Origin of the sequence: Microbacterium sp. (genome assembly GCF_031988965.1) — a bacterium.
GTDB lineage: Bacteria > Actinomycetota > Actinomycetes > Actinomycetales > Microbacteriaceae > Microbacterium.
Genome location: NZ_DALZXX010000046.1, coordinates 6,190 through 19,808 on the forward strand (window position 1 = coordinate 6,190; position 13,619 = coordinate 19,808).

The 13,619-nt window shown below is 68.5% G+C and carries 10 protein-coding genes, 1 pseudogene and 1 riboswitch; of the genes and pseudogenes, 6 read left to right on the forward strand and 5 right to left on the reverse strand.

The window, feature by feature from the left end; genetic code table 11:
* Positions 1-172, forward strand: a pseudogene (locus RTM68_RS09870) (glutamate-1-semialdehyde 2,1-aminomutase); the annotation flags it as partial.
* Positions 173-449: 277 nt separating this feature from the next.
* Here the strand turns inward: RTM68_RS09870 and RTM68_RS09875 are convergent.
* On the reverse strand, positions 450-1,892 hold the full coding sequence (locus RTM68_RS09875; RefSeq protein ID WP_312170457.1) for a DUF222 domain-containing protein: 1,443 nt from the start codon (positions 1,890-1,892) through the stop codon (positions 450-452).
* Positions 1,893-2,037: 145 nt separating this feature from the next.
* Here RTM68_RS09875 and RTM68_RS09880 point away from each other — a divergent pair, with 145 nt between their 5' ends.
* On the forward strand, positions 2,038-2,487 hold the full coding sequence (locus RTM68_RS09880; protein ID WP_194762459.1) for a hypothetical protein: 450 nt from the start codon (positions 2,038-2,040) through the stop codon (positions 2,485-2,487).
* 83 nt (positions 2,488-2,570) lie between these two features.
* On the opposite strand, the gene RTM68_RS09885 is transcribed toward RTM68_RS09880, so the two are convergent.
* Positions 2,571-4,277: an ATP-binding cassette domain-containing protein gene (locus RTM68_RS09885; protein WP_312170459.1), complete on the reverse strand. Its 1,707-nt coding sequence runs from the start codon at positions 4,275-4,277 to the stop codon at positions 2,571-2,573.
* A gap of 124 nt (positions 4,278-4,401) precedes the next feature.
* Here RTM68_RS09885 and RTM68_RS09890 point away from each other — a divergent pair, with 124 nt between their 5' ends.
* Positions 4,402-5,463: an enoyl-CoA hydratase/isomerase family protein gene (locus RTM68_RS09890; protein WP_312170461.1), complete on the forward strand. Its 1,062-nt coding sequence runs from the start codon at positions 4,402-4,404 to the stop codon at positions 5,461-5,463.
* Between the two features lie 14 nt (positions 5,464-5,477).
* On the opposite strand, the gene RTM68_RS09895 is transcribed toward RTM68_RS09890, so the two are convergent.
* Positions 5,478-5,894 (reverse strand): GntR family transcriptional regulator, encoded by a 417-nt coding sequence (locus tag RTM68_RS09895; RefSeq protein ID WP_312170463.1) that lies wholly within the window; start codon positions 5,892-5,894, stop codon positions 5,478-5,480.
* Positions 5,891-6,937 carry a hypothetical protein gene (locus RTM68_RS09900; RefSeq protein WP_312170464.1) on the reverse strand — a complete coding sequence of 349 codons (1,047 nt, stop codon included), beginning with the start codon at positions 6,935-6,937 and terminating at the stop codon, positions 5,891-5,893. The genes RTM68_RS09895 and RTM68_RS09900 overlap by 4 nt, the downstream gene beginning before the upstream one ends.
* A gap of 273 nt (positions 6,938-7,210) precedes the next feature.
* Here RTM68_RS09900 and RTM68_RS09905 point away from each other — a divergent pair, with 273 nt between their 5' ends.
* Entirely contained in the window at positions 7,211-8,938 is a 1,728-nt protein-coding gene (locus tag RTM68_RS09905; RefSeq protein ID WP_312170466.1) for an ABC transporter ATP-binding protein, read from the forward strand.
* Positions 8,935-11,169 carry an ABC transporter ATP-binding protein gene (locus RTM68_RS09910; protein WP_396654221.1) on the forward strand — a complete coding sequence of 745 codons (2,235 nt, stop codon included), beginning with the start codon at positions 8,935-8,937 and terminating at the stop codon, positions 11,167-11,169. The genes RTM68_RS09905 and RTM68_RS09910 overlap by 4 nt, the downstream gene beginning before the upstream one ends.
* A gap of 123 nt (positions 11,170-11,292) precedes the next feature.
* Here RTM68_RS09910 and RTM68_RS09915 read toward each other — a convergent pair whose 3' ends face one another.
* Positions 11,293-12,792 carry a D-alanyl-D-alanine carboxypeptidase gene (locus RTM68_RS09915; RefSeq protein WP_312170467.1) on the reverse strand — a complete coding sequence of 500 codons (1,500 nt, stop codon included), beginning with the start codon at positions 12,790-12,792 and terminating at the stop codon, positions 11,293-11,295.
* 82 nt (positions 12,793-12,874) lie between these two features.
* Positions 12,875-12,984, forward strand: a riboswitch (TPP riboswitch).
* On the opposite strand from RTM68_RS09915, the gene RTM68_RS09920 reads away from it, so the two are divergent.
* The coding region (locus tag RTM68_RS09920) for an ECF transporter S component (protein ID WP_312170469.1) at positions 12,978-13,619 on the forward strand (642 nt) is incomplete at its 3' end. Its footprint overlaps the riboswitch before it by 7 nt.

The window sequence follows — 13,619 nt, forward strand, 5'->3', positions numbered from 1 at the left end:
GTTCCGCTACGCTCCGTTCTTCCATGCCATGCGCGAGCAGGGGGTGGCGCTGCCGCCCAGCGTGTTCGAGGCCTGGTTCCTCACCGCGGCCCATGGCGAAGACGAGCTGCAGCGCATCGAGGCGGCGCTGCCGATCGCCGCGGCTGCTGCGGCGCGGGCCCAGGAGGGCTAACGCCAGTCGCAGTCGCGGTCGCAGTCGCAGTCGCGGTCGCACTCGCGGTCGCAGTCGCAGTCGCAGTCGCTAACGCCAGTCGCGGTCGCAGTCGCACTCGCAGCCCTAGGCCGGGCCAGCTCCATACCGAGTCCCACGGGAGCTAGTCCGAGTCCCACGGAGCTGGTCCTAGTCCCACGGAGCTAGTCCTAGTCCCACGGGAGCTTGTTCCAGTCCCACGGGAGCTTGTCCCAGTCCCACCCCAGGCGCGAACTCGCTCTCGGGGCGATGCGGACTTCTAGACGAACATCACGCGTCGTCTCGGTGTGTCTCGGTAGGTGCAGCCGAGCGGACTGAACCAGTCGATGGTGCCGTCCGGAAGCTGCTGGGCTGTCCATCGGGCCTCGTCGGCGACATCCGGATGTTTCAAGGCGTGGTGTCGAGCGCACAGGTGGCCGAGATTGTGGATCTCCGTCTTCCCGCCCTTGGCGTGGTCGAAGGTGTGGTCGATCTGGCATCGGTGCACCGGCATCCTGCATCCCGGGAATCGACAGTGCTGATCGCGGGCCCGGAGGAATCGTCGCATCGATTCCGTGGGTGAGTAATTGTCGGTCTCGACGACCATTCCGGTGGGATCGAGGAAGAGACGCGACCACCCGCTGTGTCGACCCGCGAGGTCGCGGACGACATCGGGGTGCACGGGGCCATGGCCGTCGAGTTGGGCGGGTCGGTCGTCGCAGCCCGCAAGCGTGGTGGCGGCGATCGTGACCTGGATGCGAGCCGTGATGTTGTCGAGCCCGCAACCGTTCGCGGCGCTCGGATCGGAGGCGAGTAGAAGGTCGATCAGGAGGTCGGTGCGCACCTGATCGATCGTGCGGTCGTCGGCGGGGATGTGCTCGACATCGGGGCTGTTGATCGGGTCGACCATCGGGTCGAGCATCGGGTCGACCATCGGGTCGGTCGTGAACGTGCCGTCGCCGAAGATGGCGTGGTCGTCGCGCGAGGGATCGTCGTAGGCGATGTCTTCGGGGTAGATCGGATTCTCGCCATCGTCGATCGGTTCGAGGGTCGGCTCGTGGTCGCTCCGATTCTTGATGACCGCACGAGCCAACTGCGTCAGTCGATCCATGACGGCCACCGCGAGGTGCTCGGGCAGGACGATGGTCAGCACCGCGAGGCCGTCTCTGGCCGGACGCATGGTGACCGTGCGTTCGGACTTCGCCCGTTGGTGACGCTCGACGATCGTCACGCCGGCCAGTACGGCGGCGAGTTCGCGCAGGTGCGCCCTGGTGCGAGCGGGTGTCTCTTTCTCGGCGACGATCACGGCGACCGTGTCGTAGAGCGGCAGCACATCGGCATCCGCGGTGCCGTTGTTCACCGCCTCGCGAACCACGCCTGCGGCGCGCACGATCTCGCGGACGTGCGCGGCTGTGATCGTGCCCTGTCTGAAGGCCGTGCGCACCCCGGGGTGACTGCCCTCGAGGAATCCGGCGTCCGTGAAGGCATAATCGACGCTGCCCTGAGTCATCCGCCCCGCTGCCGAGTACTCCGCGATCATCGACCGGCGGATGGCGTCGCGATGGCGGGGATGCTCGTCGCCGTCGACTTCGCTCAACCGCATCCTTTCAGCGAGAAGAGAAGATGCCTGAGCCTCGAGAGCAGCGATCTGCCGACGCTTCTCGACCCAGGCGTCGAGCAGCACCGTTCGCTGCTCGAGGTCGTCTGGATCTGTTCGTGTCATGCATCCGAGTCTAGTACATTTGTTCGAACAACCGAGTGGAACACCGGAATGGGAGAAGCGCCATGGAGAGACCGGACAACGGATCGTTGCCGTCCTGTGAGCAAGAAGCAGACAACTCGCAGGGCGCCGCTGGCAGACTTGACGCATGGTGACGTTGCTGCTGGACCAGACGCAACTCGAGGTCGTGCTCTCGCCGATCGAGCGAGCCGCGAGCTTCCACCGGGACAATCTGCGCATCGCGCGCGACACCATCACCAAGGTGCAGCTCATCGAGGACGCGTGGACGTGGCTGCGCGGGGTACCGAACCCCGGGACCCACATCCCCGGCGTCCTCGCCTCGGGCACCTGGAAGGCGGCCGGCAGTGTCGACTTCGTGCTGATCCGCAGACGTCGCCCGAGCGTCGTGATCGACCTCGACGGCGATGAGCAGTATCGCCGCCTGATCCTGACCACGCGTCACGGGCTCGCCCTGACGCAGGCGCTGCGCCTCGACGTCTCGCATGAGCCCGCGGACGTCGAGGAGATCGTCGCCACCGCACCCACGTCGACCTCGAAGGGGCGTCGGCGCCCCGTCATCCGGCCGAGACCGGCCTGAGCCCGGCTCCGGTACCCCGGTACGGAAACGCCCTCCGTCGCCTATCGGCGCGGAGGGCGTTCGCGTGGGAACCGGGTGCGGCTCTAGTTCTCGCGGTGCTCGTGCGCACCGTCGTGGTGCGCACCGTCGTGGTGCTCACCGTGCTGGTGCTCACCGTCGTGGTGCTCACCGTGCTGGTGCTCACCGTCGTGGTGCTCACCGTCGTGCTGCTCGCCCTCGGGACTCTCGACCGGTGCCTCCGCCTCGGGGGCTGCGTCTGCCTCGCCCTCAGGGGCTGCGTCGGTCTCGCCCTCGCCGAACGGATACTGCTTCGGCTCGTCCTCGTAGTACGCGCGCGCGGCGGCGGCCAGCATCGAGCTGACCGCAGCGGATCGCGGGTCGTCAGCGCCGTGCTCGCCGGCGTCGTGCGTGTCACCATGGTGCGCGTCGGACTCGTGCTCGCCGGTGCCAGGCTCTTTCTCGTCGGACGCGGAGTCGTCTGCATCAGGGTCGGCGAACACCTCGACGCCCGTGTGCTCGTCGGTGTCCGGCTCGGCGGGCTCGGAGGGCTGCTCGGTCACAGAGGGTTCAGTCGCGGTGCCGAACAGGATGTCATCGAACGACGGCTGAGGCGTCGAGGGCTCGGCGTCGGAGGCGAGGGCCTCTTCTGCATCGGCCTCTTCTGCATCGGCTTCTTCTGCATCGGCTTCTTCTGCATCGGCTTCCGATGCACCTGCCTCGCCCTCGGATTCACCAGGTACGGATGCGGCGGCGTCGACGCCGGCGCTCTCGGATTCCGCAGCCTCGCCGCCACCGACAGCATCCGTGCTCTCGACCTCGGCTTCGGCTTCGGCTGCGTCCTCGATCACGACGGGCGGAACGACCACCGGTGCGGTGGCGAGTGCGCGCGGCGCGTGCTTTCCGCCGCGGACGAGCTCGATGAAGATGTCCTCGAGTGTGGGTCCGCGCTGCACGAGCGTGGTCAGGGCGATGCCCGCGTCGGCGGCGATCGCGCCGACGGTGCCGGCGTCGCCGCCACGCACGGTGAGGCCGGATCGCAGAACCTCGACCTCGAAGCCCGCGGCGGAGAGCGCGGCGGTGAGGGCGACACGATCGGCGGCATCGACCACGACGGCGCCGGATGACGGATCTGCCAGCGTCTCGATGCCGCTGGACAGCATCAGCTGACCTCGCGAGAGCACGAGCACGTTGTCGGCGACCTGCTCGATCTCGCTCAGCACGTGCGAGGAGACGAGGACCGTGCGGCCCTCGTCGGCGAGTCGACGCATCAGAAGACGCATCCAGCGGATGCCCTCGGGGTCGAGACCGTTCGCCGGCTCGTCGAAGACGAGGGCGCCCGGGTCGCCGAGAAGCGCGTGGGCGACGCTGAGTCGCTGCCGCATGCCGAGCGAGAAGCTGCCGATGCGTCCGTCGGCTTCGTTCTCGAGGCCGACGAGCGAGAGCACCTCATCGACGCGGGACAGGGGGATGCCGTTGGCCTTGGCCGAGATCGTCAGCTGTCGTGCCGCCGAGCGACGAGGGCGGTACACGGTCTCTTCGAGTACGGCGCCGATCGTCCGAAGGGGGTGCCGCAGCTCCGAGTAGGCGGCTCCGCCGATGGTCGCCGTGCCGGTCGTCGCACGCACCTGGCCGAGCAGGATGCGCAGGCTCGTGGTCTTGCCGGCGCCGTTGGGGCCGAGGAACGCGGTGACCGCTCCGGGTTCGATACGCGCGGAGAAGTCGGAGACCGCCGTCACCTCATTGAAGCGTTTCGTCACGCGCGTGAACTCGAGCACCTGTCCGTCGGGCATCCGCGACCTCTCCTTGAAAAATGGGCAGTTCCGTCTATCCTGCCGGAAAAGCACTCGGATCGCGCATTTACCTCATTATTCGGGTCCTCTGCAAGACCGGAATCGAGCGGGTAGCCTGGCACGCGTGACCGACTCCACCGCCTCGCCCCGCGTCCTCGTCCGCACCGAAGGGGCGCTCGGCCGGCTCACGCTGAACCGGCCCGAGGCGATCAACGCGCTCGACATCGACATGATCCGCCTGCTCACCGAGGCGCTCGATCGGTGGCGATCCGACAGCGACGTGCAGATCGTGCTGATCGACGGCAAGGGCGAGCGCGGCATGTGCGCCGGCGGCGATGTGCGTGCGCTGCATGCCCAGATCACGGCAGGGCATGCCGATGAGACCGCGGAGTTCTTCCGGGCGGAGTACGCGCTCAACGCGATGATCGCGGAGTACCCCAAGCCGATCGTCTCGATCGCCGACGGCATCACGATGGGCGGAGGCGTCGGGCTCTCGGGGCACGCCGCCATCCGCATCGTCACCGAGCGCTCGAAGCTCGCGATGCCCGAGACGCGCATCGGCTTCACGCCGGATGTCGGGGGCACCTGGCTGCTCGGCCGCGCGCCGGGGCGGTTCGGGGAGTACTTCGGGCTCACGGGCGGCACGATGAACGGCGCCGATGCTGTTCTGCTCGGCTTCGCGGATCATGTCGTGCCGTCGGATCGCCTCGAGGCGCTCCGGGAGGCGCTCGCGTATCGTGCGGACCCGACCGGGCCTGCCGAGATCGTCCTGCTCTTCGATGAGACTCCGGAGCCCTCCGCCCTTCCCGCATCACGGGAGTGGATCGACGCGGCGTTCTCGGCGGACACCGTGGTCGAGATCGTCGAGCGACTGCGCGAGCGGAGCGAACCGGATGCCGTCGCCACCGCCGATCTGCTCGGGAGCCTCGGCCCGACCGGCCTGGCGGTGACTCTCGACGCCGTGCGTGAGGCCCGTGAGATGCCTGGGCTTCGCGCCGCGCTCGAGGGGGAGTACCGCCGCGTGATGTGGTTCGTGACGCAGCATCCCGACCTCGTCGAGGGCATCCGCGCGCAGCTCGTCGACAAGGATCGGAACCCGAAGTGGGATCCGCCGACACTCGCCGACCTCGCGACGGACGCGGGCGCTGCGGCGCGCGGCTTCGTGCCGCCGCATCCGCTCTTCTGAGACGGCCTGACGCGTCAGGTCGTCTCGGTCTCGGGCGACCCGGTCGACGACCGGGCGACGAGTCGCAGAACGTCGATCACGTCGTCGATCGCGCTGCCGGATCTCTCGGCGGCGGCCACGAGCTCCCTGATCTGACGGATGACGGCGTGCGGCACGACGCCCGCCGACTCGGAGACTCGTGTTCCCGCCGCCGTGCGGGTCACGACCAGACCGTCGCGCTCCAGCAGCCGATACGCGCGGGCGGCCGTGCCGGCGGCGACGCCGAGGTCCGACGCGGTCTGCCGCACGGTCGGGAGCCGTTCACCCGCTCCGAGCTGACCGGACACGATGAGCCCACGGAACTGCCGGTAGATCTCGATCGCCGGACTCGACTCCTCGGCGGGGTTCTGCGCGGCGCCCGGCGGCGAGATCCGGCCGGAGGATGCGGTCATCGTCCGCTCTCCACGAGGGTCAGGATCGCGTCGCCGGCATCGGGCCGGTCGAGCGAGAAGGGGCGTCGGAGCGGTCGCCGGATGCCGGCCGCGAAGAAGAGCAGCAGCAAGGCGCAGACCTCGATCGCGGGGGCGGCCCAGCCGGCAGCCGTGGCGAACTCGGCGTATCGCCAGGCGACCTCGTAGGTGCCGCCTCCCTCGATGGTCAGCCCGGTCGTCGTGCCCGACTCGGCGATGAAGCGCCATGCGGCGGCGAGCGACAGCAATGACGCCCCGGTCGCGATACGCAGGATGCCGGACGCCACCGCCGACCGGAGAGTCCGCTCGATCCGAAGGGTCTCGGGGGCGATGAACGGGCGCGCGGCACTGCGGTGCAACGTCGCGACACTCACGACGATCAGGGCGGCGAGGCTGATCAGGACGGGCACCCCGTAGGCCCAGCCGAAGAACCAGGGGCGCAGGGGATCGACGGATGCGTTCTGGATGGGCACCTCGAGCCAGACGTAGCGGCCTTGCGGGTCGGGCGAGGAGGCGAGTCCGGCCGCGATGGTCGTCGAAGTGAGTACGAGGGCGGCGAGTCCGGCGCCGCAGAGGTCCGCCCTGGCACCGAAGGTCGCCCACGTGCGCCGGCCGGCCAGTGGCACCGGTCGCCGTGGCGCGGACGAGCCCCGCAGTGCGATCAGCGCCAGGAGCGCGAGAAGCGCGACCGCACCCGTGAGGATCGGTGTGGCGTACCGCCACCACGAGACCGTATCGCCGTCGGGCGGCGTCAGAGTGGCCGTGAGATTCTCCACGACGAGACTGACGACGACCGCGATCGCGCCGATGCGCACGGCCACCCGCTCCGGTCGGTAGCGCGCACGCAACGACTCGTCGAGAGTCGCCGGCGCTGAATCGCGGCTGCCGCTGCCGCGGTGCCGGGAGAACGCTCGCCAGGCGATCGCGACGATCGCGGCGATCGCCAGCGAGAACAGCGGCTGCGACAGCAGCGCCTGAAGGATCTCCGCCGGCTCGGCGGTGAGCAGCGCGATCAGTCTGTCCATGGTCATCGTCCCCCGTGTGTGAGTTTGTACTCACTGTCTATCACAAGTTGTACCCTTCCGGTGATACAAAGGGTGGGCACCCGCCTCGATCCGCGCTTCGACCGGGTCCAAAAAACCCGATCACGCCGCGTAATGATCCGCTGTGAGCGAAGCTCCACCCAGAGGGGGATCCGAAAGTCGGTGGTTCGTGGCACCCTTGCTTGTGCGCGAAGATCGGCCCGCCGCGTGCCCGCCGAGCGATCCGCCATTCCAACCTTCCTAGAAAGTGCGCCTGTGCTGGGAAAAATTCTCGTCCGCTATCTGTCCCGCTATAAGTGGCTGCTGCTGATCGTGCTGATCTTCCAGTTCGCCAGCGCTCTCGCGACCCTGTATCTGCCCCGTCTGAACGAAGACATCATCAACAAGGGCGTCGCGATGTCCGACACCGGCTACATCTGGCGTACCGGTCTCTTCATGCTCGCGGTGTCGCTCGGCCAGATCATCGCCTCGATCATCGCCACCTATTTCGCGGCCCGTGCCGCGATGGGTGCGGGGCGCGACATCCGCTCCGACGTCTTCGGCAAGGTGAGCGGATTCTCCGAGCGAGAGGTGTCGCAGTTCGGCGCCGGATCGCTCATCACCCGCAACACGAACGACGTGCAGCAGGTGCAGATGCTGGCGATGATGGGCGCGACCATGCTCGTGACCGCCCCGCTGCTCGCGATCGGCGGCATCATCTTCGCCATCCAGACGAATGTGGGCCTCAGCTGGCTCATCGCGGTGTCCGTGCCGCTGCTGCTCATCGTCGCGGGTCTCGTGGTGAGCCGCATGGTTCCGCTGTTCCGCAGCTACCAGGGCAAGCTCGACGCCGTGAACCGCGTCATGCGCGAGCAGCTCACGGGCGTGCGCGTCGTGCGTGCGTTCGTGCGCGAGCGCGTCGAAGAAGAGAGGTTCCGCGAGGCGAACACCGACATCATGGACGTCGGTCGCAAGGTCGGCTCGCTCTTCGTGCTGCTCTTCCCGCTGTTCATGCTCATCCTGAACGTCACCGTGGTCGCCGTCATCTGGTTCGGCGGCATCGAGGTGAACGCGGGAACAGCGCAGGTGGGCACCATCTTCGCCTTCATGCAGTACATCGGTCAGATCATGGGCGGCGTCATCATGGCGAGCTTCATGGCCATCATGATCCCGCGCGCAGCCGTCTCGGCCGAGCGCATCGGCGAGGTGCTCGACACCCAGTCGAGCATGACCCGGCCCGACCACGGTGTGACCGAGTTCACGGCGCCGGGAGCCGTGGCGTTCGACGACGTCGAGTTCACCTATCCGGGTGCGGACTCTCCGGTTCTCTCGGGCATCAGCTTCGGCGCTCAGCCGGGTGAGACCGTGGCCATCGTGGGATCGACCGGAGCGGGCAAGACGACCCTCGTCTCGCTCATCCCTCGACTCTTCGACGTGTCGGGCGGCGCCGTCTTCGTCGGCGGCACCGACGTGCGCGAGGCGGACGTCGAGTCCCTCTGGGCGTCGATCGGTCTCGTCCCGCAGCGTCCGTTCCTCTTCACCGGCACGGTCGCCTCGAACCTCCGATACGGGCGAGAGGATGCGACCGACGACGATCTGTGGCACGCGCTCGAGATCGCCCAGGGGCGCGACTTCGTCGAGGAGATGCCCGACGGGCTCGAGTCGCGCATCGCGCAGGGTGGCACGAACGTCTCGGGTGGTCAGCGTCAGCGCCTCGCGATCGCGCGTGCGATCGTGCGCCAGCCGCAGATCCTCGTCTTCGACGACTCGTTCTCGGCGCTCGACCTCACCACGGACGCCCGTCTGCGACAGGCGCTGTGGCGCGAACTGCCGCACGTCACGAAGATCGTGGTCGCACAGCGCATCTCGACGATCACGGATGCCGATCGCATCGTCGTGCTCGACGGCGGGACCATGGTCGGCGTCGGCACGCACGAAGAGCTGCTGACGACGAGCGACACCTATCGAGAGATCGTCGAGTCGCAGCTGGGGGTGGACGCATGAGCGAGCAGAAGACTCCGAAGAACCGTCGTCAGCGAGGCGCCGCGCCCGCGGCGATCGTCGAGACCGAGATGACCGAAGAAGAGAAGTACGAGGCCGAGCTGGCCGAGCAGGCGCGTCAGAACGGCGGCGGCTGGGACAGCGTGGCACCGGGCAAGGCCGACAACTTCGGCAAGAGCTTCTCGCGCATGATCGGGCTGCTGAAGCCCTCGGCGGCGTGGTTCATCTTCGTGTCGATCATGGGCGCCATCGGCGTCGTGCTGACCGTCGCGGCGCCGAAGGTGCTGGCCGAGGCCACCAACCTGATCTACACCGGCTTCATCTCGAACCAGCTGGCGCAGGCGCAGGGCGACTTCCCCGGCTTCCCGGTCGGCACCGATCAGGACACCGTGGTCGAGCAGCTGCGGGCCTCCGGCCAGGACGACTTCGCGAACCAGGTGGCCGCACTGCACGACTTCCAGGTCGGCGCGGGCATCGACTTCGACGCACTGCGGTGGATCATCGCCGCGGTGCTCGCGATCTACGTGGTCGCGGCGTTCCTCAGCTGGGTCCAGGGGTACGTCATCAACGTCATCATGGTGCGCACCATGTGGCGCCTGCGCGAGCGGGTCGAGGCGAAGATCAACCGCCTGCCGCTGTCGTACTTCGACAAGGTGCAGCGCGGTGACCTGATCTCCCGAGTCACGAACGACATCGACAACATCACGCAGACCATGCAGCAGTCGCTCTCGGGTGCGCTCACGGCGGTGCTGACCGTGGTCGGCGTGCTGGTGCTGATGTTCTCGATCTCGTGGCAGCTCGCACTCGTCGCCCTCGTGGCGCTGCCCCTCATGGCCGTGATCTTCGGCGTGATCGGACCGCGCTCGCAGAAGGCGTTCGGCATCCAGTGGCGCAAGGTCGGGCGCCTCAACGCCCGCGTGGAGGAGGCCTTCTCGGGCCACGCGCTGGTCAAGGTCTTCGGCCGTGAGAAGCACGCCCTCGACAAGTTCAAGGCCGAGAACGAAGAGCTGTTCCAGGCGAGCTTCAAGGCGCAGTTCCTGTCGGGCATCATCATGCCGGCGATGACCTTCGTCGGCAGCCTCACCTATGTCGGGATCGCCGTGCTCGGTGGGCTCATGGTCGCGAGCGGCCAGCTGCGCATCGGTGATGTGCAGGCCTTCATCCAGTACTCCCAGCAGTTCACGCAGCCCCTGTCGGAGCTCGGTGGAATGGCGGCCGTGGTGCAGTCCGGCACGGCGTCGGCCGAGCGCGTCTTCGAGCTGCTCGACTCCGAGGAGCAGGAGGCCGACGACGCCGAGGCCCCCGAGCTCGTGCAGGGTCGGGGCGTCATCGAGTTCGAGAACGTGAAGTTCTCGTACGCCCCCGAGCGCCCGCTCATCACCGACCTGTCGTTCCGGGTGGAGCCGGGGCAGACGGTCGCGATCGTCGGCCCGACGGGTGCGGGAAAGACGACGCTCGTGAACCTCATCATGCGGTTCTACGAACTCAGCGGCGGGCGCATCACGCTCGACGGGCAGGACATCTCGGAGATCACCCGTGATGACCTTCGGTCACGCACCGGCATGGTCCTGCAGGACCCCTGGCTCTTCGCCGGGAGCATCCGCGAGAACATCCGGTACGGCCGCTCCACCGCGACCGACGCCGAGGTGCTCGAGGCCGCCAAGGCGACGTACGTCGACCGATTCGTGCGGTCCTTGCCCGAGGGCTATGACACCGTTCTCGATGAGGACGCGTCGAATGTCTCGGCCGGCGAGCGTCAGCTGATCACGATCGCCCGTGCGTTCGTGGCGCAGCCGTCGATCCTGATCCTCGACGAGGCCACGTCTGCGGTCGACACCCGTACCGAGGTGCTGCTGCAGCACGCGATGGCGGCGCTTCGCCAGGGGCGCACGTCGTTCGTGATCGCGCACCGCCTGTCGACCATCCGCGACGCCGACCTGATCCTCGTGATGGAGCACGGCGACATCGTCGAGAAGGGCACGCACGACGAGCTGATCGCCGCGCAGGGCGCCTACTGGCGTCTGTACCAGTCGCAGTTCGAGCAGGCGGCGACCGACATCGACGCGGAAGACGCGCTCACCGGCTCGACGCCGGTGACGGTCAGCGGTGACGCGGATGACGCCGCCACCGCCGCTCAGGTCGGCGCCGCGGTCGGCACCGCCGCGCCTGCTGCCGCGGCGGCCGAAGCGCAGGCCGTGGTCGAGCGACCGCAGTCGGACGGATCGCAGGCCTGACCCGCCGCCGCTCCGACGACAGAAGTACACGGAACGACGCCCCCTCCCTTCCCGGGGACGGGGCGTCGTTCCGTGCGCAGGGCCGCCGCGGCGGGATCAGTGCTGAAGAGCCGCCCCGGGCAGTCAGCGAGGCGTGTCGGACAGACCGAAGAGCTCGAGCGGGTGAGTCAGGCGCCACCAGGGGCTGGGGCCGTCGACGTCTTCGGCGAGCACCAGTGGCGTCGTGCTCGTGTTCAGGGGGCCCACGCTCGTGAGGGTGCCGACCTGATCGCCCGATTCCCGGTCCTCACCGAGCTCGAATGACGGGGTGACCTCGGCGGCGACTCCGTTCCACAGCACGACGTCGGAATCCTCGTCCGTCACGATGTCGACGGTCGTTCCCCAGACGGTCGACACCGTGCCGACGACGGTTCCCTTCGTGAGTACCGGCTGCTGCGCATCGAGGGCGGTCTCGACCTGTGCGAGCAGGGCCCGGGTCTCGGCGAGACGCTGCTCGTCGTCGATCTGACCGAGCACGCTCGCGAAGACGTGCACGGTCGTGTCGTCGACCGTGATGTCCTTGGCCGTCAGCAGGTTCCAGCTGTCGCCGAGGGTGCCCGTCTTCACTCCGACGACACCCGCATCCGCCAGCATCCCGTTCGTGTTCACCACGGTGCCGGCCCCGGGCAGATCGACCGACGGGGTCGCGACGATCTCGGCGAAGACCGGGTTCTGCATGGCGATCTCGGCCAGCGCGATGAGCGCCTGCGGGGTCGCGGTGTTCCGGTCGTCGAAGCCCGAGGGGGTCGCGATCGTGATGTCGGTGAGCCCGCGATCGCTCAGCCAGGTCGTTGCGGCGTCCGCGAAGGCCGCGTTCGAGCCCCAGATCTCCTGCGCGAGCCGGTCGATGTAGTTGTTCGCCGAGCCGAGCAGCGTTCCCTGCAGCAGCTGATACTCGGTCAGCACGCCGCCCACCGGCACGTCGAGGGCCGACTGGTCGAGGCGACGGTACTGCCAGTACTCGAGGTTGTCGGCGCGGGTGAAGGAGAACTCCGGGCCCTGCTCGCCCACCGCGAGGGGCATGCTGTCGAGCACCATCAGGCTCGAGACGACCTTCGTGATGCTGGCGATCGCCGCAGGATCGACGGTCGACGATGTGGTGCCGAGCCCGCTGATGCCGACGGCGGCGCTGCCCTGCGCCGGCCACAGCACCTCGGCGGGCGGTGCGGCGGCGGCCGAGATCTCCGCCGCTGCGACGGTCGGCGCGACCTCGTGCAGCGGCCACAGCATCGTCGAGCCCGCGTAGGCGCCGACGAGTCCGACGATGAGCGCCAGGGGGACGAGCACTCCCGGGGTGGCGATGCGGGGCCGCAGGTGGGCATCGCGCAGAAGCGCTCCACCCTCAACGGTGCGCTCGGAGGATTCATCGTCGAGGTCGGCGGCGGCCGAGTGCCGGCCGATCTCGACCGGGTCGATCCAGGTCAGAGCGGTGGCTCCACGGCCCTCCTCCGCCCACTGCGCATCCGGCTCGGCGTCGACGGGTGAGCCCGAGGCGGCGCCGAAGGTCGCATCGAGCTCGTCATCCTGACGGGCGGCATCGGCGGGCGCGTCGGGAGTGGCCTCGGCGGAGTCTGGAGCGGTCACCTCCTCACGGTACCGAATCAGCGGCGGGATTCCCGGCGCTGCAACAGGTGGGGACGAGAGTGTCGGTACTGGGTAAGATCGGGAGGACAACCACGGGAGTCCGGCGAGCCGGGCTGAGAGGGAGCGAATCGCGCTTCGACCGTCGAACCTGATCTGGGTCATGCCAGCGCAGGGAGGAGCATTCAATGAGCACATCCACGTCCGGATCCACCACCGGATCGGCATCTGCGGCCGCAGCATCCGCCGCTTCCTCACCGAAGGGCCTCGGTCGCCCCGGACTCTGGCGCTGGCGAGTGGTCGACATCGTCGTCGCGAGCGTCATCGCCGTCGCGTGCGCCGTGATCTTCCTGCTCTGGAACGTCGGCTACGAGGTTCCGAGCACCGTCCTCACCCCGATCCTGCCGGGTGTGCAGGGCCTGTTGGCGGGTCCGTGGCTCATCGCCGGCGTGCTGGGCGGGCTCATCATCCGCAAGCCCGGTGCTGCTCTCTACACCGAGCTCGTCGCCGCGATCATCTCGGCGCTGGTCGGCAACGCCTGGGGGCCGCTGACGATCGTGTCGGGGCTCGTTCAGGGACTCGGCGCCGAGCTGGTCTTCCTGATCTTCCTCTACGGCGTCTGGCGTCTGCCGGTCGCGATGCTGGCGGGTGCGGGCGCGGGCCTCGCCTGCGGCATCAACGACCGCATCCTCTGGTACGCGGGCGCCGACACCCTCTTCACCACCGTCTACATCGTCTCGACCACGATCTCGGGCGCGGTGATCGCCGGCCTCGGCGCCTGGCTGATCGCTCGAGGTCTCGCGGCGACGGGAGCCCTGAGCCGGTTCGCC

Excerpts from the sequence above, each read along its gene's own strand:
- RTM68_RS09880 (WP_194762459.1), top strand. The coding sequence starts at position 2,038 with ATGGTGACGTTGCTGCTGGACCAGACGCAACTCGAGGTCGTGCTCTCG.
- RTM68_RS09895 (WP_312170463.1), bottom strand. The coding sequence starts at position 5,894 with ATGACCGCATCCTCCGGCCGGATCTCGCCGCCGGGCGCCGCGCAGAAC.
- RTM68_RS09875 (WP_312170457.1), bottom strand. The coding sequence starts at position 1,892 with ATGACACGAACAGATCCAGACGACCTCGAGCAGCGAACGGTGCTGCTC.
- RTM68_RS09910 (WP_396654221.1), top strand. The coding sequence starts at position 8,935 with ATGAGCGAGCAGAAGACTCCGAAGAACCGTCGTCAGCGAGGCGCCGCG.
- RTM68_RS09900 (WP_312170464.1), bottom strand. The coding sequence starts at position 6,937 with ATGGACAGACTGATCGCGCTGCTCACCGCCGAGCCGGCGGAGATCCTT.
- RTM68_RS09885 (WP_312170459.1), bottom strand. The coding sequence starts at position 4,277 with ATGCCCGACGGACAGGTGCTCGAGTTCACGCGCGTGACGAAACGCTTC.